Here is a 19,404-nt window from a genome sequence, read left to right as displayed (position 1 = left end):
CATGCGATGGATCGCCTTCACGGCACCGCTGCTGCTGGGCGCATGCATGACGATCCCGATCGGCACGCCGCCCGCGGGGGGCGGCGCGGGGACGACGGGCACCACGAGCGGCGCCGCCGCGGGAGGTTCGGCGATGGGGCAGTCGGAGGTGCAGCAGATGGAGCAGCTCGTCAACCGCCACCGCGCATCCGTCGGCTGCCCGCCGCTGGCGCCGCTGGCCGGGGCCGCGCGCGCCGCCCAGCTTCACAGCGAAGACATGGCGCGCCGCGGCTACTTCGACCACAGGTCTCCGGATGGAAAGCAGCCGTGGGACCGGCTGGCGGCGCAGGGCGTCGGCTACCGCATGGTGGCCGAAAACATCGCCCACACTCCGGGTGCCACCGCCGCCGCCACGCTGCGGGGGTGGATCGAGAGCCCGGGGCATCGCCGCAACCTGGAGAACTGCGCGTACACGCACCACGGTGTGGGGCTGAGCAACGCGCGGTGGACCCACGTCTTCGTCACCCCCCCCCTGAGCCCATGAGCGACATCCGCCAGCGGCGCGAAGTCCGCCGCCGCTTCCTGGAGTTCCTGTACCGCGCGTCCGAAGAGGAAGCCAGCGAGTACCGCGACGGCTACGAGGTAGCCGAGGAGCTGGAGATTCCCCGGCAGGACGCGGAGCGCATCGTCCGCTACCTGGAGGACCACGGCTTCGTCACCAAGAGCGGAGGGATGGGGATGGTGGTGCGCATCACGGCGCAGGGCATCGACCACGTGGAGCGGACGATTTCGGGCGAGGACGACGCGTGATCCTGACGACCCTGGCGGAATCGGCCGCGTACGAGGTGCTGGGAAGCCGCGTCGCTACGGGGCTGCGGTGGCTTCGGGAGATGGACCCCGCGAACGGCGACGGACGCCACGCCATCGACGGCGAAGAGGTGTTCGCCCTCGTTTCGTCGTACCAGACCGGCCCCGCGACGGAGAAGCGCTTCGAATCGCACCGGGTGTACGTCGACCTTCAGTACGTCGTCAGCGGGAGCGAGCGCATCCTTCACGCGCCCGTGGACGCGCTGGCGGTGGAGACGCCGTACGATCCCGCCGCCGACATCGCCTTCTACGCCGAGCCGCTCTTCGCCAGCTCGCTGCTGATGCGCCCGGGCGACCTCGCCGTCTTCCATCCCGGCGACGGCCACAAGCCCGGGTGCATGGCGGGCGGCCGGCACGAGGTGAAGAAGGTGGTGGTGAAGGTGCGGCTGTAGGCTGGCCCCGGGCGACTGAAGTCGCTGCGACGACCACACGAAATCCGCCTGCGCGGACTGGCTTGTTGTGGTGCATCTCATGGCCGTCGTGCGCGCCCGTGTCGGGGCTTTCCGCTTTCCCAGAGGCGGGTTCACCCGCTCACGGTGCCCCCGATGCGGCTCCCCTCCCGCACTCACGCACTCACGCACTCCCGCACGAAGCCCCGGAGCGCATCCGCGCCCCGGGGCTTCGCCCACAAGTCGACAGACGTGACGCGTCAGTAGATGTACACCTGCGTGCCGACCGGCACGTTCTTGTACATCCACAGGATGTCGGCCTTGCGCATGCGGATGCAGCCATGGCTGGCGTTAGTGCCGATGGACGACTCGTCGTCGGTGCCGTGGAAGTAGTAGCCGTCGTACATCTCCAGCTTGGCCACGCCCAGCACCCCCTTGTGCGCCCGCTGCGGGCTGCCCCAGGGCGGAATGATGACGCTGTTGCCGCGCACCGGCACCCGCCCGGCCGGGTACCCGGCCAGCGCCCCAGGCGAGGCGTTGCTCATGTCGATGATGCCGCGCCCCGTCTTGCGGGCATACTCGATGTAATGCCAGTTGGGCGGAACCCAGATGGGGTCCAGCTCCTTGTGGGTGATGGCCATGCGCCCGCGCGGCGTAACGAAGCGCTTGGTCACTCCGCCCATCACCAGCGTCTTGCCCGACCCCACGGCCACCGGGGCCTTGTACAGCGTGTCCTGCCCCTTCAGGTACAGCACCCGCTTCTCGGCCAGGCTCACCACCAGGTACGGCCGGTCCTTCGGCGCGATCTCTTCCTCGCGCTTGGCCAGCGCCCGCTCGCGCTCGGCCGCCTGGCGCACCAGCTCGGCCTCCTTCTGGCGCACGTACTCCAGCGAGCGCGTGTCCTTCAGGTACGTCATCTCGGTCACGCGGCGCGTCAGGCGCTCGTTGACCGCCCACGCCGACGTGGCCGCGAACAGCCCGGCGGCAACCAGCACCGCCAGCACCAGCGTCAGCGACGCGCCGCGGTAGTTGTGGTAGATGCGGCGCAGCCGGCCCTTGGGCGTGTAGTCGCGCCGCTCGGGGATGCTGTCGGGCCTGCGGGGCCTGAATTCCTTTTCCATCGTCCTGCCTCCCGGCCCGCCGGTTTACGCGGGCCCGTCACCGTGGTTTCCGGCTCAGTAGATGTAGACCGGCGTGTCCTGGCCCACCGCGTCGAAGATGGCGGCCAGGTCCCGCGCCTGCGCCATGAAGGCGCCCGGCTTCACCAGGTCCTTCAGCGGCCCGGCCGTAGGCTGGCTGTAGATCTCGGTGCCGTCGTCCAGCCGCAGCACGTACCGCCCCAACCCCCCCGGCACCCGCCGCTCGCCCTCGGCCGGCACGGGCTCGCCGCGGCTCACGTACACCCACTCGGGCACCACGTACGCGGGGGACGTCTGCTTCTGCGCCACCTTGCGCTCGCCGACGGGGCGCACCAGCCGCCACGTTCGGCCGTCCGGCGCCTTGATGATGGAGTCGGCGCCGATGGTGAGTTTCGCGCGCCGGAGCGTGGCCACGCCCTGCCGCAGCTCGAGCACCGAATCGTCCAGGACGATGGCCAGGTGCCGCTTCCGCGTTTCCAGCGAGCGGATGCGCATATCGCGGCGCAGCACCGCCACCGCCAGCTGCGTGCGCTTCTGCTGCGCGGCCAGCAGCGAGTCGCGCGTGGCCCGCTGGGCAACGGTCAGCCGCTGGTTGAAGTACTCGGTTTCCGAGCGGTAGCGGGGCACGCGCGACGCCACCACACCCGCGGCGCCCAGCAGCAGCACCGCCAGCACCAGCGTTCCCCAGAAGAACCCGGGGTGGTCGCGCCTCAACCCCCTGCGTCCAGCACGTGGATCGTTCATCTGCCTCGCCGTCCGGTGGTTGCGTGCCCCCTCCGCCGCGCGCTTGAGCAAAGAATGTTCCCGAGTCCCCTTTGTGCCGATCCCACAACGAGTTACACGCGCGGCGCCGGGAAGGTCCGGTTCTCTGGATCGCCCGGTGGCGCAAGCGGGTGCGCCTGTGCATCTTTGGGCGCGCGCGCCGCCCCGAACCCTGTACGAAATCGAGATGAACCGCACCTTCTGGATCCTGGGATGCACCTTCGCGCTGCTGGCGGTGGCCGCGGGGGCGTTCGGCGCGCACGCGCTGCGGGCGCGGCTGACGCCGGACCTGCTGGCCGTGTGGGAAACGGCGGCGCGCTACCAGATGTACCACGCGCTGGCGCTGCTGGTGGTGGCCTTCGCCGCGGGGCGCGCAGGCGGCGGCGGGTGGACGCTCGCCGGATGGCTGTTCACGGCGGGAATCGTGGTGTTCTCCGGCAGCCTGTACGTGCTGGCGCTCTCCGGCGTGCGCTGGCTGGGAGCCATCACTCCGCTCGGCGGCCTCTGCTTCCTGGCGGGATGGGTGGCGCTGCTGCTGGCGGGCATGCGCGCGTCGCCCTCCTGAGCGGCGGGTGACGGATACCGGAGCCGAGGGCGATGGAGCTGAAGGTCCTGCAGGACGAGGTGGCCGGCTGCCGCGCGTGCGGGCGGCTGGTGGAGTGGCGCGAGCGGGTGGGCGTGGAAAAGCGCCGCGCCTACCGCGACGACGAGTACTGGGCGCGCCCCGTTCCCGGCTTCGGCGATCCGGCTGCGCGGCTGCTGATCCTGGGGCTGGCGCCCGCCGCGCACGGGGCCAACCGCACCGGCCGCATGTTCACCGGTGACCGCAGCGGCGACTTCCTGTACGCGGCCCTCCATCGCGCCGGCTTCGCCAGCCAGCCCACCTCCGTGCACCGCGGCGACGGGCTGCAGCTGCGCGACGCCTGGGTGACCGCCGCCGTGCGCTGCGCCCCGCCCGACAACAAGCCGCTGCCGCCGGAGCGCGACGCCTGCGCCCCGTTCATCCGCCGCGAGCTGGCGCTTCTGCCCGGCGTGCGCGCCATCCTGTGCCTGGGCGGGTTCGCCTACGAGGCCGCGGTCCGGCTGATGCGCGACACGGGCGGCGTCCTTCCGCACCCCCTGCCGAAGTTCGGCCACGGGGTGGTCGTCCCGGTGCAGGGCGGGCCGGCGCTCGTCTGCTCGTACCATCCCAGCCAGCAGAACACCTTCACCGGCCGCCTGACTCCGGCCATGCTGGACGACGTGCTCGCCATCGCCCGCGGCGTGATGGACGGCGTCAGCGCTGGCGGATGATGCGCAGCACGTGGTCGTCGGTGCCCGCCGGGTCGCCCCGGCCGTCGCGGTTGCTGGTGGTGAGGTACAGGTGCCCGTCCGGCCCCATCACCACGGCGCGGATGCGGCCGACCGTCCCGGGAAAGAGCGGCTCCGCGGCCACCGCTCGCCATCCCGTCCGCGTTCCGGGCGCCGGCTGCAGCACGATCCTCAGCAGCTGCTTTCCCCTGAGCGCCGCGACGAAGGCGTTGCCCCGCCACGGGAACTCGGCGCCCGTGTAGAACGCCATGGCGCCGGGGGCGATCGCCGGCGTCCACTCCACCAGCGGGCGCACGAACTCGCCTCCGCCCTGGTCGCCCGCGGCGTCCGGCCATCCGTAGTTGCCGCGGGGGACGATGACGTTCAGCTCGTCGCGGCCGCGGCGGAACCACTCGCGGGGAAGGCCGCTGGGGCCGTGGTCGGGGGCGAACAGGCTTCCCGTCTCAGGGTGCCAGGCCAGCCCCTGCGGGTTGCGCACGCCGAGGGCATACAGGTACGACCCCGCGACGGGGTTGTCGGCCGGGACGCCGCCGTCCGGACGCATGCGCAGCACTTTGCCGGCGAGCGAGGCGGTGTCCTGCGACAGCCAGGGCCGGGTGGCGTCGCCCGTGGTCAGGTACAGCATGCCGTCGGGCCCGAACCGCAGCGCCGCGCCAGCGTGGTACCGGGTCGCCGGAATGCCATCCAGGATCACGCGCGGCTCCACCCCGCGCCCGCCGCGCTCCGTCAATCGGACGACCCGCACCTCGGCGCGCTTGCCCATGGCGAAGGCGCCCGCCACGAAGACGTGCCCCGTTTGCGCGAAGTCGGGCGACAGGGCGATGCCCATCAGCCCCATCTCGCTGCGCCGCTCCACCGCCAGCGTGGCCCACGGCTCCGGCCGAAGCGCGCCGTCCTGGATGACGCGGATGCGGCCGGCCCGCTCGGTGACGAACATCTGCCCGTCGGGGGCAAAGGCCAGGTCCCACGGCACCTGCAGCCCGCTCGCGACGGTGTCCAGGCCCACGCCCGGGGTGGGCGGGGCGGCGGAAAGCCGCGTGGGCGAGCCGCCGCAGCCCGTTGATCCAACGGCCAGCAGCAGCGCTGGGATGATGATACGAATGTGGTTCATCCCCGGGCACGGGTGCAGCTTTCACACCGCGCCCCGGCGATCTCCGCGTCGAGCCACGGGCCATGGCGCCGCGCACGGGTTCTCGATAGCATCCCATCTCCGGCCGGCATTTTCCCGCAAACGATGAGATCATGCAATCCACGCTTCCGACGCCCGAAGTCCTGGCCGCCGCCCCGGCGATCGAGTACGCCTCGCGCGTGGAGGGCTGAGCCCATGCCCCGCCTTCCGCTCGCGGTCGCCGCGCTGGCGCTGCTCGCCGTGTCGGCCGACGCGCAGTCCCGGCCCCGGGCGCGCGACCTCGGCGTTCCGTTCGAGGGCACGCCCGGGCCGCTGAACGGCATCACCGACGTGGCCGGCGTTCAGGTGGGGCACACCACGCTGATCTCCGGGAGCGGCCCGCTCGTCGTGGGCCAGGGGCCGGTGCGGACCGGGGTTACGGCCATCCTTCCGCGGGGGCGCGAATCCAACGATCCCATCTTCGCCGCCTGGTTCTCGCTCAACGGCAACGGCGAGATGACGGGCACCACCTGGATCGACGAGTCCGGGTTCCTGGAGGGCCCCGTGCTCATCACCAACACGCACAGCGTGGGCGTGGCGCGCGATGCGGTCATCCAGTGGATGTTCAGGAAGTACCCGGGCTTCCAGTGGGCGCTGCCCGTGGTCGCAGAGACGTGGGACGGCCGCCTGAACGACATCAACGGCTTTCACGTTCGCCCCGAGCACGTCTTTTCCGCGCTGGACGGCGCCGCCGGCGGGCGTGTGACGGAGGGCGGTGTCGGGGGCGGAACGGGGATGATCTGCCACGGCTTCAAGGGCGGGATCGGCACGTCGTCGCGCACGGTGGCCGCGGCGGCGGGCGGGTACACGGTGGGGGTGCTGGTGCAGTGCAACTACGGCGGGCAGCGCGCGCTGCGGATCGCCGGGGTGCCGGTGGGGCAGGAGCTGACGGAGCCAGGCGTGTGCCTGGCGACGGACCGCCCGCCGGTGCAGGAGTGGATGCGCACCACGCTGCGCTGCGGGCAGCGGGTGTCGGCCCTGGTCGAGCCCCGGCAGGAGGAGAGCGGGTCCATCATCATCGTGGTGGCGACGGACGCGCCGCTGCTTCCGCACCAGCTGGAGCGGCTGGTGAAGCGGACGGCCCTGGGGCTGGGGCGGCACGGCAGCATCGCCAGCCACTACTCGGGCGACATCTTCGTCGCCTTCTCGACGGCCAACCCCGGCGCGGCGATCGCCACGGGCACGCCGGCGCTGACCATGCTTCCCAACGACCGCCTGGACCCGCTCTTTACCGCCACCGTGCAGGCGACGGAAGAGGCGGTGACCAACGCCCTCGTCGCCGCCGAGACCATGACGGGCGCCGACGACCTGCGCGCGCACGCCCTGCCGCATGATCGCCTGCGCGAAATCCTGGCCCGCTACAACCGCCTGGCGCCGCCCGCGCGACCGTAGCGGGCGATCGAATCAGGACTCGGGACCTGGCCCCGTGCGCTGTCATCCTGAGGAAGCGGCCACGCCCTAGCCGCCGGCGCGCCGCGGTTTGCAGCGACCGAAGGATCCGCCACACACCCCGCGTGCCGCTCGTGGCAGCGGACACACAGATCTCCCGCTCTCTCTCGTGCCCTGCGCCCCCGAGATGAACAATTATTATGTGTACATCCTGGCGAGCAACACGGGCACGCTGTACGTCGGCATCAGCAATGACCTCGTACGTCGGACGTACGAGCACAAGCACAAGCTGATTCCCGGATTCACGGCGAAGTACGGAGTCGACCGGCTCGTCTACTTCGAGCACTCCCGCGACGTGGGTGCCGCGATCGCGCGGGAGAAGCAGATCAAGGGGTGGACGCGGAAGAAGAAGCTGGCGCTCGTCACATCAACGAATCCCGAGTGGGAAGACCTCGCGGGAACAATCGGGTTGACAGACGTGGAGCGATAACCCGACTCGGAAGAAGGTGGACACGGAAGTGGCCGCCCTACCGGATGCGTTACACACTACGCGCTCGGCGGCACGACCGAGGCGGCCGCAGAGCCGCGGTCCTTCGGCTCATTCATGCCCCAGAGAACTTACCGGCCACGGTGTGTCCTCGGCGGGGCTGCGCTTCGAGGAGTGTGTGGCGGATCCCTCAGTCGCTGCCGTCCACGGTGCACGGTCCGGTGGGCCGAGGCCGCTCCATCGGGATGACAGCCGGGGGCTCGAACGGTTCCCACAGCGCGGATTGCCCGCGCCTCATCGCTCCAGCCGGAACCCCGGGTCCACCGTTGGCCGCTGGGGCGCGTTGGCGACAGCCCAGCCGGTGGCGTACATCCAGCGCGTCATCCGCTCCAGCTTGGTGATGTCGATGCGCTCGGGCTCGTCCTCGGGCGTGTGGTAGTCCGGGTGCAGCAGCGTGGTGAAGAAGATCGCCGGGATGCCGGCGCGCGCGTAGGGCAGGTGATCGCTGCGGAAGTACCAGCCCTCCGGGTGCGACGGCGCGTCCCAGGTGGAGTCGATGGCGAAGCCGGGGTTGGCCGCCATCGCCATCTCCACCAGCGCCGTGCTGTTGCGGTGCGGGGGAATCATCCCCAGCAGCGCGGCGGAATCGGGGTGGTTGCGGCCGATCATGTCGCCGTTGAGCACGGCGACCAGCGACTGCCGGGGGACGGTGGGGGTGCGCGCGTACCAGTTGCTGCCTAGCAGCCCGCGCTCCTCCGCGCCGTGCCACACGAACAGGGCGCTCCGCCGCCCCGGCTGCCGTACGAACGCGCGGCCGATGGCGAGAAGCGCGACGCTGACCGTGGCGTTGTCGTCCGCGCCGTTCCAGATGCTGTCGCCGTTCACCGGGTGGTGCACGCCGTCGTGGTCCTGGTGGCCGCTGAACACCACGTGCTCGCCGCGGACGGACGGATCACTTCCCGGCACGCGTGCGACCACGTTCACGGACGGGTAGACGAAGCTTTCCGTCCGCAGGTCGGCCGTAAGCCTCAGCCCCTCGGTGGCGGCGGGAATCACCCCCGGCCGCACCAGGAAGACGGGAATGGGCGAGACGCCGGCGCGCGGGTTCACCCCCGCCGTGTCCAGCAGGTAGCGGCCCTGGCGCTGGAACTTGACCATGTTGTCGAAGGCCATCAGCCCCACCGAATCCGCCACGAGCACGATGGCCGCCGGCGTGGCGGCCGACAGCACGTTCCGCTGCGCCGCCACCGCCGACGCCGTGTAGCGATACTCCCGCAGGCTGACGTCGGCCGGTGGCGGGTTCGGCGGCTGCCGCAGCGCGGCCACCACCACCCGTCCCGCCGCTCCGCCCGCCGGGATCAGCGTGCCGTCCGCCACCATCAGCGGCGCATCGACGCGGGCATCCACCGGCCCCATCACGATGACGTCCCGCCACAGCCGCAGCGGCCGCCCGCCGAGGCTCACCGTGCTCTCCCCCGACAGGCGAAAGCGGCGCAGGGGAAAGAACTGGAAGTACGTCCCGTCGTCCCCCGCCGGCTCCATCCCGATCCGCCGCGCCTGCTCCGCGAGCCACACCGACGCCCGGAGCTCGTCCTCCGTCGCCCCGAGCCGCCCGCGCATGGAGTCGCTGGACAGGAAGAAGAGGTCGCGCCGCAGGTCGTCGGCCGTGATCGCCGCCGCGCCCGATCCGCCGCCGCCGGGCGCCGAGGCGGCGGTCGCGCAGGCGCCCAGCGCCAGCGCCAAGGCGGGGACAAGAAGAGTGATGGGCTTCATCGCGCGCGTCGAGTAGTGGGGCGGCAGGGTTGCTTCGGCAAGCTACGGCGTCCGGCGCGGGCCAGCAACGCCGTGGCATCCGGCGCGGGATGCGGGTTCGCAACTCGTTGCGGGCACGCGTTCTTCAAGTTGTCGTTCCGGCGGGGCGGCTCGCCGGCGGCGGCCTCGCTCCTCAGCTGCTCGTCCTGCGACAGGAACGAGGAAGGGGCCGGACCCGCGAACCGGTCCGGCCCCTTGGCCGTGCGTCAGGATGTGACGCGGCGCTACTCGATGACCACCCGCGCGGCGACCACCTGCACCGGAAGCGACCGCATCTCGACCCCCGTGGTCCAGACCGACACGGTCTCTCCAATCGTGAGGACCTCCGCGCGGAGTTCGCCGCTCTTTCGCTCCACGCGGGTGCGCTCGTTCAAGCGCACCCAGGCAGCGTCCACACGCGCGGCGGGGTCCGCCGCTTTCACCAGCACGGCCCCCGAGGGGCCGTCGGTCTGTGTAACCATTCCCCGGATGTACGCGTCCCTCTCCGGCGCGGTCGACTCGCCGCAGCCCGCCGTGGCGAGCCCCACGGCAACGAGCATCAGGACCAAGCGTCTCACCATCTGCACCTCGCGTCGTAGCTGGTCGTGTTTGATCGATGTACGCGCATAAACGCCCGAATTCGCCCGTTCCTGACACACGCACGGTGCATGGACGACGGCCCATCCGCCTAATCTGTGTCACAACCCCTTGCCCGGCAACTGCTTGGAAGGGGCGCCGTCCTCCTGGGAGTACGGCCGGCGTGTGCTGGTGAGGACCACCACAGGAGCGAGTGAGGCCTTTTCTATGTGTTTGCCCCGGCGCGAGATACAGATGGCGCGCGGCACTGCTCTTGCCCCGGTGAGCCCTCAATCGGAACGAACGAGCGTGCAACCCATCTACGCGGAGCTTTCGCATGTCCATGCTCCATCTTGGCCGCCGGGTGGCGGTCTGTGTACTGGCCCTGTCCACCACGGCCTGCGCGGGCGCAGGTGGCGGATTGGGTACCCTGGGCGAAATTCTCGCGGGGGCGGCGGGCGCCGGCGGCCAGCAGCAGGGCGGCCAGCAGGGGCAGGGCGGGGTCGTCACCGTCGAGGTGCAGGGCGTCGACCAGCAGCGGCAGGTGATCAACGTTTCCACGCAGCAGGGCCAGCAGGGCTCCATCCGCTACGACCAGCGGACGCAGGTGGTCTATCAGCAGCAGCAGTACCCCGTGACGGCGCTGGAGCGGGGCGACGTCGTCGACATGGAGATCCAGCAGGTTTCGCAGAACGAGTACTACGTGGGCCGCATCCAGGTGCGGCAGAGCGTGCAGGAGCGCAACGGCCAGCCGGCGCCCGGCACCAGCGGCCAGGGCGGGATGGGCGGCACCACGACCGGGCAGGCGCAGGTGTTCTCCGGACAGGTGGCCCAGGTGGACCATCAGCGGAACTCGCTGGTGATCCAGATCCGGCAGGGGGTGAACGCCACGGCCTACGTGCCGTCCAATTCGCCCCGTGCCACGATGGACGAGTTCCACCGCCTGCGCGTCGGCGACTTCGTCCGCTTCGAGGGACGGGCCGTCAACAACCAGCAGATCGAAGTCCTCCGCTTCTACTGAGGCAGGGAGGGACGACGACAGCCCCGCGCCGGACCTTCCGGCGCGGGGCTTGTCCGTTCCGCCCGTGCCGCGTACTTCGTACTTCCGTCTCGTCCCTTTCCGCAGACCGAGGGAGCACCGTGGCCCGACCGTACGTTCTCGCCGAAACCACCTGGAAGACGGTAGCCGACACGCGCTACGACGTGGCCGTGCTTCCCTGGGGCGCCACGGAGGCGCACAACTACCACCTTCCCTACGCCACGGACACCCTGCAGTGCGACGCCGTCGCCGCGGAATCCGCGCGGCTGGCGTGGGACCGCGGCGCGCGGGTGACCGTGCTCCCGACGGTTCCGTTCGGCGTGCAGACGGGGCAGCTGGACATCCCGCTTTGCCTGAACGTCAATCCCACCACGCAGCTGGTCATCCTGCGCGACCTGGCGAAGTCGCTGGCGGGGCAGGGCATCGGCAAGCTGGTGATCCTGAACGGCCACGGCGGCAACGACTTCCGCGCCATCATCCGCGAGCTTCAGCCGCAGGTGGGCGTCTTCCTGTGCGCCATCAACTGGTGGAACTGCGTGGACCCGCGCCCATTCTTCGCGGAGCCCGGCGACCACGCGGGCGAGCTGGAAACGAGCGTGATGATGCACATCGCTCCCGACTTCGTGCTGCCGCTGGACGAGGCGGGGCCGGGGACGGAGAAGAAGTCGAAGATCGCCGGCCTGCGCGAGGGCTGGGCGTGGGCGCCGCGCCGCTGGACGGCCATCTCCGCCGACACCGGCGTGGGCGACCCGTCCGCCGCCACGCAGGAGAAAGGCGCCGCGTTCCTCCACGCCGTCAGCAAGCGCATAGGCGGGTTCCTGGTGGACCTCGCACAGACAGACATGAACGACGGCTAACGAGTAGAGATCCTAACTGCGGGAGGCGAGAAAGAAGTCTACGGTTTCGCGGAGTTTCGGACTGAAGCGGTGGAAATCCACGTCCGTGAGCAAACCCTATCCGGCGGATGGCCGTGAGCTTCAGGACGGCCGCGAATCACGCCAATCCCGCAACATCCCCCAGAAACGCGGCCCCGCGACGAAGCACGTCGCGGGGCCGCGGTGTTCCGGACGGACGTGCTTGGCTACTCGTAGAGCGGCGCGCCGGCCAGTTCCTCCAGGGCCGCCATGAAGGCGCGGAATGCAGGCGTCATCTCGCCCTCGTGCTCGGCGCCGCGGCTGTCCGGGTACGCGTTGCTGCCGTGCGACTCCACGGTCCGGCCGTCCGCCACCACGCGCAGAGACCAGCCCGCCCCGTCGGCGATGTTCTCGGCCACGTAGCTCCTGTGCCAGAAGTTCACCCCGATTTCGTCGACGGCGGTCCAGAAATCCGCCCATTCCTGCGCCGACGGAACCGAGACGACGCTCTCGATCTGCGCCGGGCTGGTTAGTTCCCACGGCGCGCGCCGCAGCACGACCGTGTCGCCACGAAGCACCACCGAGGCCGAAGGGGCGTAGTATCCGCCCATCGAGAACTCCAGCTCGTCCGGCACCCCCGCCCGCGGCAGGGGCCCCGCGAGGTCGGTGCACGCGCCGAGGCTGAGCGCGGCGCAAAGCACCGCCAGGCCGGTACGCGGCGACGGGAAGATCGAGAAAACGCGGGTCATGGTGTAAGCGGAATGGGTGGAACGAGGTCGCGCGGGGTACCCGCACGCGAGCGGCGGCGGGGCCCTCCTCAACGCGGCCCGAAGGCGGATTGTGACATCGCTCGGACGGCCGCGGCCCCGCGACGAAGCTCGTCGCGGGGCCGCTTTCGATCCTCCGCGGAGCGAAATCAGCCGCTGGCGCCCACCTGGGCGGTGGCGCCGGTCTGGGAAATGTCGCCACGCTGCGAGCTGGTGCCGGCCGAGGTGGATCCGCCGGCCGGTGCCTCGCCCTCATCCGGCCAGGCGCCGATGGCGCCCTCTTCCAGCCACGCGTACTGGCCCTTCAGAACGTCCTGGGCAAGGCGGTAGGTGCTGTCGTCGGCGTTCTGGTCGATCGCGCTGAACAGCGCCTTGATGCGCAGGCGCGAGCGCTTGCAGAACACGTCGGCCAGGCGCTGCGCGTCGCGGCCGTGCGGCTCCTTGGCCAGCGACTGCGCGCGAACGCAGGCGCACGACATGGCGTACAGCTCGGCGCCGATGTCGACGAAGCGGCCCAGCAGCTTGCCCTTGCGCTCCAGCTTCGCCTGGTACTTGCCCATGGCGTAGAACATCTCGCGCGCCAGCTTGCGCGAGGTGCGCTCGATGTAGCGAACGTGCTTGGCCAGCGGCCCGAACTCGCCGTACGCGCCGGGAATCTGCCCGCCGCCCACGAAGCGCTTGGGAAGCCATCCCGCGTACCACAGGCCGGCCTTGGCCATGGCGGCGAACTTCTGCCCCGCGCCGATGCCGGGCTTGATCATGTCGCCCGCCACCGCCAGGTGCGTGTCCACCGCCTCGCGGGCGATGAACAGGTGCATGATCTCGCTGGTGCCCTCGAAGATGCGGTTGATGCGGAAGTCGCGCATCATCCGCTCCACCGCGATGGGCTTTTCGCCGCGCGCGCGCAGCGAGTCGGCCGTCTCGTAGCCGCGGCCGCCGCGGATCTGCATCAGGTCGTCAATCAGCTTCCAGCCCACCTCGGTGGTCCACAGCTTGGCGATGGCCGCCTCGAGCCGGATGTCGTTCTGCGCCTGGTCGGCCAGGGCGCTCGACAGCTCGGCCATGGCCTCGATGCCGAAGGCGTCGGCCGCCATGCCGCCCAGCATCTGCGCCACCTCGTCGTGCTTGCCGACGGCCTGGCCCCACTGCACCCGCTCCGCCGCCCACTTGCGCGCCACCTCGACCGCGGCCTTGGCGCCGTACGCCGCCGACATGGGAAGCGTCAGGCGCCCCGTGTTCAGCGTGATCAGCGCCAGCTTGAGGCCCTTGCCCTCGCCCCACAGGATGTCTTCGCGGGGAACGCGCACGTTCTCGAAGGTGATCACCGCGTTCTGCAGCGCCTTGAGCCCCATGAAGCGGCAGCGCTGGGTGATGGTGACCCCCGGCGCGCTGGTGTCGACGATGAAGGCGGTGATCTGCGGGACGGCCTTGCCGTTCTTGATCTTGTCGGGCGTGCGGGCCATCACCACCAGCAGCTCGGCCAGGGTGCCGTTGGTGCACCACAGCTTTTCGCCGTTGAGGATGAAGGCGCTGCCGTCGTCGGTGGGCGTCGCCGTGGTGGCGAGCGCGGCCGGGTCGCTGCCCACCCCGTCCTCCGTCAGCGCGAACGCCGAGATGGCGCCCTTGGCAATGCGCGGCAGGTACTTCTTCTTCTGCTCGGGGGTGCCGAACAGCTTCAGCGGCTGCGGCACGCCGATGGACTGGTGCGCCGAGAGCAGGGCGGTGAGGTTGCCGTCCTTGCTGGTGACCATGCCGATGGTGCGGCCGTAGCCCACCTGGCTCAGCCCGATGCCGCCGTACTCCTCGGGGATCTTCAGGCCGAAGGCGCCCACCGCGCGCAGCTCGTCCACCAGCTCCGGCGGAATCTCGCCCGTGCGGTCGATGGCGTCGCTGTCGGCCCGCTCGATGATGGGGCGAAGCCGGGCGATGTACTCGTCGGTCTTCCGCTTGTCTTCCGGGGCCTGGCGCGGGTACGGGTGGATCAGGTCCAGGCGGAAGTTGCCCAGGAACAGCTCGCGGACGAAGCTGGGCGCGGTCCACTCGGATTCGCGGGCCGCCTCGGCGACGTCGCGGGATTCCTGCTCGGTCGGGCCGTTCGTGGCACTCATCGCTCGTGGTCTGTCGAGGGGTGTGCGTCAGGGCTGCCGGGCACGTCCGGCCTGGCCTGAAGCTGAACATACGGGTGAGCCGCACTCACGCAACAAATCGTCTCCCACCACGGAAAATCAGGCCGGGCACGAAGACGCGGAGGCGCGGAGAGGAGTCTTCACTCTCCGCGCCTCCGCGCGCCCCGGCGGCCGGAAAACCTAGCGCCGCGCCGCCGCGCTCAGCGACCGCACCAGGTCGGCCGCAAGCTCCGGGTCCGCCGACTCCTCCGCGGCGACGGGCGCCGCGTCCACCCCGCGCTTGCGGCGGGCGGCATCCAGCACCGCCTCGCTCTCGATGAGCACCTGCCCCAGGCCGCGGCGCTGGGCCAGGTCGCGCGCGGTCTCGGCGGCGCGCTCGGCGCGGGGCCAGTCGCGCAGCGACGAGGCCCCGTTGGCCAGCTCCAGCAGCGCCTGGGGGGCCAGCGGCGTGCGCTCCCACTCCGGCTCGGCGGCCCACACCGACTGCCACGCCTCGTCGAACCCCGGCCGGTTGCCGGATCCTCCCGCCGCGCGGCCTGCGTTGGCGGCCACCAGCACCCGCTCCCGCGCGTCCTGGATGTGCGGCAGCACCGCGCGGAACACCTCGAGCGCCGGGGCGAAGCGGCCCTGTCCCATCCAGAAGTACGCCACGTCGTGCGCAAGGGCGGGCAGCCTGGGGTGCCGGGATCCGTAAGCCCGGAACGCAAGGCGCGCCAGCTCCTCGGCATCGCCCGGAGGGCTGGTCTGCATGGCGATGCAGAACAGGTCGTGAAGCGCCCGCGCCTGGATCTCGCGCATGGCGTGGCGCCGCGCGGCGCGAAGCGCGCGGATGTGGAAGCGCCGGGCGGCGGGGTAGTTGCCCCGCTGCTTGTACAGGTTGCCCAGCCCCAGGAAGGCCTCGGCGTAGCTGGCCCAGTCCTTGGCCTGCCGCCCCAGCCCCACGGCGCGGCGGAACCAGGTTTCGGCGCGCGCGTTTTCGCCGTTGGCGCGGGCGATCATCCCCACCCGGTGGGCGGCCGCCGCGTTGGTGGGCGAGGCCAGCGCGGCCGCCGTGGCCAGCGTGACCGCGGCGGAAAGCAGCGCCTTGCCCTCGGCCCAGTCGGTCGCCGTGCGGCAGGCCGCCATCACGTCGGCCTCGGGCACCCCCGCCGGGTCCTTGAGGATGGCGGCGACCGCGCGCAGCGCCTGCTCCAGGGGCTCGTCGGCGGCCGCCTCCGCGATGGCGCGCAGGCGGGTCTCGTACGCCTCGGCGGCAAAGAGCCCGTCGCGCTCCTCGGGCTGCACGGACGACCACAGCACCACGTCGCGGTACGTTTCCCACAACAGCAGCCCCAGGGGCTCCGGCATCTCGTCGAGCACCTGTACGCCTTCCAGGCTTTCTCCGCCGTGCACCAGCGCGGGGGGCACGTGCCACCGCCAGCGGCGGCGCGGCTTGCGGGGGCGGTTGGCCGGGGCTGCTTCCATGGTGCGTCTCGGAGTCAGAGAGGGGCGGACGTAGGCACGCGCGCGCCTGACGGGCCGTGGCGCCCGTCGGGAAACGCTGGTGCCCGGCGCCTTGTGAGCGCCGGTGCGGACCTGTGATTTGTCGATGTAACCCTATTATGCGTTGCCGGGCGCCAGGATGCCAGAGTTTCGAATCGGACGAGTTGTGCGGAATGGCGGCGGCGTGCTCCTCCGGCTGTATCGACGGTGGCCCTAAACGGGCGTGCGAGGCGGGTTTGCGGGGGCTGGCACCGGACGTGCCACCCGCCCCGCCCGGACTTTCGAAAACGGGAGGCGCGGATGAAGGTGCTGGTCACGGGGGGAACGGGCGTGGTGGGAAAGGCGGCGGTCGACCACCTGCTCAAGGCGGGGCACACGGTGCGCCTGCTGTCGCGCGGCGCGGCGGACGACGTGCGCCAGTGGGCGTCGGGGGTGGAGCCGCACGCGGGAAGCGTGTCGTCCGACGAGGCGGTGGCCGGGGCGGCGGAGGGATGCGACGCGGTGCTGCACGTGGCGGGAATCGTGGCCGAAAGCCCGCCCGAGGTCACCTTCCAGGCGGTGAACGTCGACGGCACGCGGCGGCTGGCGCGCGAGGCCCGGCGGGCGGGGGTGCGCCGCTTCGTGTACGTGTCGTCGCTGGGCGCCGACACGGGCGAGTCCGGCTACCACCGCTCCAAGTACCAGGCCGAGCTGGCGGTGCGCGAGGAGGCCCCGCCGGGGTGGCTGATCGTGCGCCCCGGCAACGTCTACGGCCCGGGCGACGAGGTGGTGTCGCTGCTGCTGAAGATGGTGCGCACCCTGCCCGTCATTCCGCTCGTGGGCAGCGGCGACCACCCCTTCCAGCCGGTGTGGGTGGACGACCTGGGGCTGGGGCTGGCCCGGGCGGTGGAGCGGTCCGAGCCGGTGGGGACGGCGGTGGACCTGGCGGGCCCCGAGGTCACCAGCATGCGCGAGCTGATCCAGCTGATGAGCCGCATCACCCAGCGCAGCCCGGTGATGGTGCCGGTGCCCGAGTTCCTGGCCAAGACGGGAACGCAGGCCATGGAAACGCTGGGCTTCGACTTTCCCATCAACAACGACCAGATCACCATGCTGCTGGAGGGCAACGTGCTGCCCCCCGGCGCCTCCAACGCGCTGACCGACGTCTTTGGCGTCACCCCCACGCCGCTGGGCGAGGGCTTAAGCAAGCTGGCCGACGCGCTCCCCGAGGCGCTGCCGTCGGAGGGCACGGGGAGCCTTCACCGCCAGCGCTACTGGGCCGACATCCAGGGCAGCCGCATGACGGCGGACCAGGTGTTCGAGATGGTGAGGACGCAGCTGGGCTCGCTGGCTCCGGACTCGCTAATGAAGGTGGGGGTGGAGCCGGGGACGGAAAAGCCCATCGAGGAGGGCGCCACGCTCACGATCTCCATCCCCCTGCGCGGCCACATCCAGGTGCGCTGCGAGGAGATCGCCGACAACACCATCACCATGGTGACGCTGGAGGGCCATCCGCTCTCCGGGGCCATCCGCTTCGACGTACGGGAGCCCGCGCCGGGCATCATCCGCTTCGAGGTGCGCAGCTTCACGCGGTCGTCGGACCTGCTGGACCTGGTGGGGATGCGCACCTTCGGCAAGGTGGCCCAGCGCGCCACCTGGCGGTCCGTGGTCGACTCCGTCCTCACCCGCAGCGGCGGGCACGCGCCCCAGGGGGTGCAGGAAGAGGAAACCACGCTCACGGGCAAGGACGCCGAGGACGTGGAGAACTGGGTGGAGGAGGTGGTGATGAGGTTCCGCCGGGAGCACTCCCCGCAGGGCGCGGCCGACGGTCAGTAAACGCCGCGGAGAACGCGAACGACAGCGGGGGGACGGCACGATCGCCGTCCCCCCGCTTCTTTCATCGTCGTGACGAGCTTACCGGTAGAGCCTGTACCGCGCCCGCTTCTGCTCCCACGCCTGCAGTTCCTGCCTCCAGCGTGCCTGGATCACCCGCGGGTCTTCGCCGCGGTCGAAGGCCTCGCGCGCCCAGGTGCTGCCGATCATCTGCGTGAAGCCCGTGTTCATGATGCGGAAGCGCTCCGGGTTCTGCCGCTTGGCCTCCGTCAGCAGCACCAGCGTCATGTACACCGGCTGGAAGGCGCGGCGGTCCGTCACCTCGATGCGCAGCGACGTGAACGCGGTGTCGCGGTACGTGGTGTGGACGGCCGGGTCCTTCGTGGGGCGGATCTCCGTCGGCACCAGGCGCACGCCGGGGAGGTCGTAGGGCGCCACGGCCTGCAGCAGCCGGTTGGCGTCCAGCCAGGGCGCGCCGAAGTAGTGGAACGGCTCGTCCGTCCCGCGGCCGGCGTGCACGTTGGACGCCTCGGCCAGCACCAGCCCGGAATAGATCAGCTCCGCCGTCACCGAGCGGATGTTGGGGCTGGGCCGCACGAAGGGAAGCCCCGTCTGCTCGAAGAACACGTTGGGACGCCACCCCTCCGCCGGGACCACGCGGAGATCGACGCCCAGGTTGGCGTCGCCGTTGTAGTAGCGCGCCATCTCGCCGACAGTCATCCCGTGGCGCAGCGGCGAGGGATAGTAGCCGGTGATCACCTGCGTGACGGTCTTCACGTCCATGTGCATCACCGGGCCCTCCGACACGTCGGTGATGGGGTTGGGGCGGTCCAGCACCACGAAGGGAATCCGGTGCCTGGCCGCCTCTTCCATGGCCATCGCCATCGTCCACACGAAGGTGTACGGCCGCGCGCCGATGTCCTGGATGTCGAACACCAGCACCTCCACCCCCTGCAGTTCCTCGGCGGTGGGGCGCTGGGTGCGGTCGTAGAGGGAGAAGACGGGAACGCCGGTGCGGGCGTCGCGGCCGGCGGTCACCGTTTCGCCCGCTTCCAGGTCGCCGCGGATGCCGTGCTCGGGGCCGAAGAGCGCCACCAGGTTCACCCCGTTGCGCCGCAGGTAGTCGGCGGCGTGCTCGCCCCCGCGCGTGACGGCGCTCTGGTTGGTGATCAGCCCGACGCGCTTTCCGGCCAGCAGGTGCATGGAGTCGCGCACCAGCACCTCCAGCCCGGGCACCACCTGGGCGCTGGGCTGGGGGCCGCCGGCGCCGTTCTGCCCCCCGGCGGCGGTGGTCCCGCAGCCGGCCAGGGAAACGCCCAGCGCCACGAGCAGCGCCGGGATGCGGGAAAGTAAAAGGGCGTGTGGCATTCGGATCCCGTTCGCGAAAGAGGGCCGTCCACCACCGGCGGCGGATGGCACGGTACACGCATCGGCGCGAGAGCATGTTCCCGCGCGTCGGCAGGCCG

19 protein-coding genes are annotated in these 19,404 nt (G+C 71.1%); 10 read left to right on the top strand and 9 right to left on the bottom strand.

The genetic code is table 11. The features are described 5' to 3' along the window. Nucleotide 1 precedes the first annotated feature (1 nt). The 3 genes from VGB24_RS10300 to VGB24_RS10290 are packed head-to-tail and all read left to right on the top strand — an operon-like array spanning nucleotide 2 to nucleotide 1,238. A complete protein-coding gene (locus VGB24_RS10300) occupies nucleotides 2-523 on the top strand; it encodes a CAP domain-containing protein (protein WP_331072858.1) in 522 nt (173 codons plus the stop codon). After that, nucleotides 520-789 carry a hypothetical protein gene (locus VGB24_RS10295; RefSeq protein WP_331072857.1) on the top strand — a complete coding sequence of 90 codons (270 nt, stop codon included), beginning with the start codon at nucleotides 520-522 and terminating at the stop codon, nucleotides 787-789. Before VGB24_RS10300 ends, VGB24_RS10295 begins: the two co-directional genes overlap by 4 nt. Next, entirely contained in the window at nucleotides 786-1,238 is a 453-nt protein-coding gene (locus VGB24_RS10290) for a YhcH/YjgK/YiaL family protein (RefSeq protein WP_331072856.1), read from the top strand. The genes VGB24_RS10295 and VGB24_RS10290 overlap by 4 nt, the downstream gene beginning before the upstream one ends. A gap of 257 nt (nucleotides 1,239-1,495) precedes the next feature. On the opposite strand, the gene VGB24_RS10285 is transcribed toward VGB24_RS10290, so the two are convergent. Further along, entirely contained in the window at nucleotides 1,496-2,356 is an 861-nt protein-coding gene (locus VGB24_RS10285) for a L,D-transpeptidase (RefSeq protein ID WP_331072855.1), read from the bottom strand. A 54-nt stretch (nucleotides 2,357-2,410) separates the two neighbouring features. Continuing rightward, nucleotides 2,411-3,118, bottom strand: a complete 708-nt coding sequence (locus VGB24_RS10280) for a hypothetical protein (protein WP_331072854.1) — start codon at nucleotides 3,116-3,118, stop codon at nucleotides 2,411-2,413. Between the two features lie 205 nt (nucleotides 3,119-3,323). On the opposite strand from VGB24_RS10280, the gene VGB24_RS10275 reads away from it, so the two are divergent. Next, complete coding sequence (locus tag VGB24_RS10275; RefSeq protein WP_331072853.1) at nucleotides 3,324-3,701, top strand: DUF423 domain-containing protein; 378 nt, start codon at nucleotides 3,324-3,326, stop codon at nucleotides 3,699-3,701. 32 nt (nucleotides 3,702-3,733) lie between these two features. Then, nucleotides 3,734-4,429 (top strand): uracil-DNA glycosylase, encoded by a 696-nt coding sequence (locus VGB24_RS10270; RefSeq protein WP_331072852.1) that lies wholly within the window; start codon nucleotides 3,734-3,736, stop codon nucleotides 4,427-4,429. Here VGB24_RS10270 and VGB24_RS10265 read toward each other — a convergent pair. Continuing rightward, entirely contained in the window at nucleotides 4,413-5,558 is a 1,146-nt protein-coding gene (locus tag VGB24_RS10265; protein WP_331072851.1) for a PQQ-dependent sugar dehydrogenase, read from the bottom strand. The genes VGB24_RS10270 and VGB24_RS10265 overlap by 17 nt on opposite strands. Before the next feature lie 213 nt (nucleotides 5,559-5,771). On the opposite strand from VGB24_RS10265, the gene VGB24_RS10260 reads away from it, so the two are divergent. Then, complete coding sequence (locus VGB24_RS10260) at nucleotides 5,772-7,007, top strand: P1 family peptidase (protein WP_331072850.1); 1,236 nt, start codon at nucleotides 5,772-5,774, stop codon at nucleotides 7,005-7,007. A gap of 184 nt (nucleotides 7,008-7,191) precedes the next feature. Then, entirely contained in the window at nucleotides 7,192-7,494 is a 303-nt protein-coding gene (locus tag VGB24_RS10255) for a GIY-YIG nuclease family protein (RefSeq protein WP_331072849.1), read from the top strand. A gap of 291 nt (nucleotides 7,495-7,785) precedes the next feature. Here VGB24_RS10255 and VGB24_RS10250 read toward each other — a convergent pair whose 3' ends face one another. Together VGB24_RS10250 and VGB24_RS10245 are read right to left on the bottom strand one after the other, a co-directional pair. Beyond that, complete coding sequence (locus tag VGB24_RS10250) at nucleotides 7,786-9,264, bottom strand: M28 family metallopeptidase (protein ID WP_331072848.1); 1,479 nt, start codon at nucleotides 9,262-9,264, stop codon at nucleotides 7,786-7,788. A 263-nt stretch (nucleotides 9,265-9,527) separates the two neighbouring features. Beyond that, a complete protein-coding gene (locus VGB24_RS10245) occupies nucleotides 9,528-9,863 on the bottom strand; it encodes a hypothetical protein (protein ID WP_331072847.1) in 336 nt (111 codons plus the stop codon). Between the two features lie 332 nt (nucleotides 9,864-10,195). Here VGB24_RS10245 and VGB24_RS10240 point away from each other — a divergent pair, with 332 nt between their 5' ends. Beyond that, nucleotides 10,196-10,879, top strand: a complete 684-nt coding sequence (locus tag VGB24_RS10240; protein WP_331072846.1) for a hypothetical protein — start codon at nucleotides 10,196-10,198, stop codon at nucleotides 10,877-10,879. A 119-nt stretch (nucleotides 10,880-10,998) separates the two neighbouring features. Beyond that, nucleotides 10,999-11,754 carry a creatininase family protein gene (locus VGB24_RS10235; RefSeq protein ID WP_331072845.1) on the top strand — a complete coding sequence of 252 codons (756 nt, stop codon included), beginning with the start codon at nucleotides 10,999-11,001 and terminating at the stop codon, nucleotides 11,752-11,754. 224 nt (nucleotides 11,755-11,978) lie between these two features. On the opposite strand, the gene VGB24_RS10230 is transcribed toward VGB24_RS10235, so the two are convergent. The 3 genes from VGB24_RS10230 to VGB24_RS10220 all read right to left on the bottom strand — a co-directional run bounded on the left by VGB24_RS10230 (nucleotide 11,979) and on the right by VGB24_RS10220 (nucleotide 16,108). Next, complete coding sequence (locus VGB24_RS10230) at nucleotides 11,979-12,500, bottom strand: hypothetical protein (protein WP_331072844.1); 522 nt, start codon at nucleotides 12,498-12,500, stop codon at nucleotides 11,979-11,981. Between the two features lie 167 nt (nucleotides 12,501-12,667). Beyond that, nucleotides 12,668-14,626: an acyl-CoA dehydrogenase family protein gene (locus VGB24_RS10225; RefSeq protein ID WP_331072843.1), complete on the bottom strand. Its 1,959-nt coding sequence runs from the start codon at nucleotides 14,624-14,626 to the stop codon at nucleotides 12,668-12,670. Between the two features lie 198 nt (nucleotides 14,627-14,824). Beyond that, nucleotides 14,825-16,108: a tetratricopeptide repeat protein gene (locus VGB24_RS10220; protein WP_331072842.1), complete on the bottom strand. Its 1,284-nt coding sequence runs from the start codon at nucleotides 16,106-16,108 to the stop codon at nucleotides 14,825-14,827. Nucleotides 16,109-16,426: 318 nt separating this feature from the next. Between VGB24_RS10220 and VGB24_RS10215 the strand changes: the two genes are divergently transcribed. After that, the gene (locus VGB24_RS10215) at nucleotides 16,427-17,941 is read left to right on the top strand and encodes a DUF1990 family protein (RefSeq protein WP_331072841.1); all 1,515 of its coding nucleotides are present in this window, start codon (nucleotides 16,427-16,429) and stop codon (nucleotides 17,939-17,941) included. A 78-nt stretch (nucleotides 17,942-18,019) separates the two neighbouring features. On the opposite strand, the gene VGB24_RS10210 is transcribed toward VGB24_RS10215, so the two are convergent. Then, the gene (locus VGB24_RS10210; protein ID WP_331072840.1) at nucleotides 18,020-19,306 is read right to left on the bottom strand and encodes a DUF1343 domain-containing protein; all 1,287 of its coding nucleotides are present in this window, start codon (nucleotides 19,304-19,306) and stop codon (nucleotides 18,020-18,022) included. Nucleotides 19,307-19,404: the final 98 nt, after the last annotated feature.

The organism is Longimicrobium sp. (assembly GCF_036399935.1).
Taxonomy (GTDB): Bacteria; Gemmatimonadota; Gemmatimonadetes; order Longimicrobiales; family Longimicrobiaceae; genus Longimicrobium.
The sequence above is the reverse complement of the archived record's forward strand: the minus strand, read 5'-3'. Positions and strand labels throughout refer to the sequence as shown.

Excerpts from the sequence above, each read along its gene's own strand:
- VGB24_RS10300 (WP_331072858.1), top strand. The coding sequence starts at position 2 with ATGCGATGGATCGCCTTCACGGCACCGCTGCTGCTGGGCGCATGCATG.
- VGB24_RS10295 (WP_331072857.1), top strand. The coding sequence starts at position 520 with ATGAGCGACATCCGCCAGCGGCGCGAAGTCCGCCGCCGCTTCCTGGAG.
- VGB24_RS10285 (WP_331072855.1), bottom strand. The coding sequence starts at position 2,356 with ATGGAAAAGGAATTCAGGCCCCGCAGGCCCGACAGCATCCCCGAGCGG.
- VGB24_RS10280 (WP_331072854.1), bottom strand. The coding sequence starts at position 3,118 with ATGAACGATCCACGTGCTGGACGCAGGGGGTTGAGGCGCGACCACCCC.
- VGB24_RS10275 (WP_331072853.1), top strand. The coding sequence starts at position 3,324 with ATGAACCGCACCTTCTGGATCCTGGGATGCACCTTCGCGCTGCTGGCG.
- VGB24_RS10270 (WP_331072852.1), top strand. The coding sequence starts at position 3,734 with ATGGAGCTGAAGGTCCTGCAGGACGAGGTGGCCGGCTGCCGCGCGTGC.
- VGB24_RS10265 (WP_331072851.1), bottom strand. The coding sequence starts at position 5,558 with ATGAACCACATTCGTATCATCATCCCAGCGCTGCTGCTGGCCGTTGGA.
- VGB24_RS10260 (WP_331072850.1), top strand. The coding sequence starts at position 5,772 with ATGCCCCGCCTTCCGCTCGCGGTCGCCGCGCTGGCGCTGCTCGCCGTG.
- VGB24_RS10255 (WP_331072849.1), top strand. The coding sequence starts at position 7,192 with ATGAACAATTATTATGTGTACATCCTGGCGAGCAACACGGGCACGCTG.
- VGB24_RS10250 (WP_331072848.1), bottom strand. The coding sequence starts at position 9,264 with ATGAAGCCCATCACTCTTCTTGTCCCCGCCTTGGCGCTGGCGCTGGGC.
- VGB24_RS10245 (WP_331072847.1), bottom strand. The coding sequence starts at position 9,863 with ATGGTGAGACGCTTGGTCCTGATGCTCGTTGCCGTGGGGCTCGCCACG.
- VGB24_RS10240 (WP_331072846.1), top strand. The coding sequence starts at position 10,196 with ATGTCCATGCTCCATCTTGGCCGCCGGGTGGCGGTCTGTGTACTGGCC.
- VGB24_RS10230 (WP_331072844.1), bottom strand. The coding sequence starts at position 12,500 with ATGACCCGCGTTTTCTCGATCTTCCCGTCGCCGCGTACCGGCCTGGCG.
- VGB24_RS10225 (WP_331072843.1), bottom strand. The coding sequence starts at position 14,626 with ATGAGTGCCACGAACGGCCCGACCGAGCAGGAATCCCGCGACGTCGCC.
- VGB24_RS10220 (WP_331072842.1), bottom strand. The coding sequence starts at position 16,108 with ATGGAAGCAGCCCCGGCCAACCGCCCCCGCAAGCCGCGCCGCCGCTGG.
- VGB24_RS10215 (WP_331072841.1), top strand. The coding sequence starts at position 16,427 with ATGAAGGTGCTGGTCACGGGGGGAACGGGCGTGGTGGGAAAGGCGGCG.
- VGB24_RS10210 (WP_331072840.1), bottom strand. The coding sequence starts at position 19,306 with ATGCCACACGCCCTTTTACTTTCCCGCATCCCGGCGCTGCTCGTGGCG.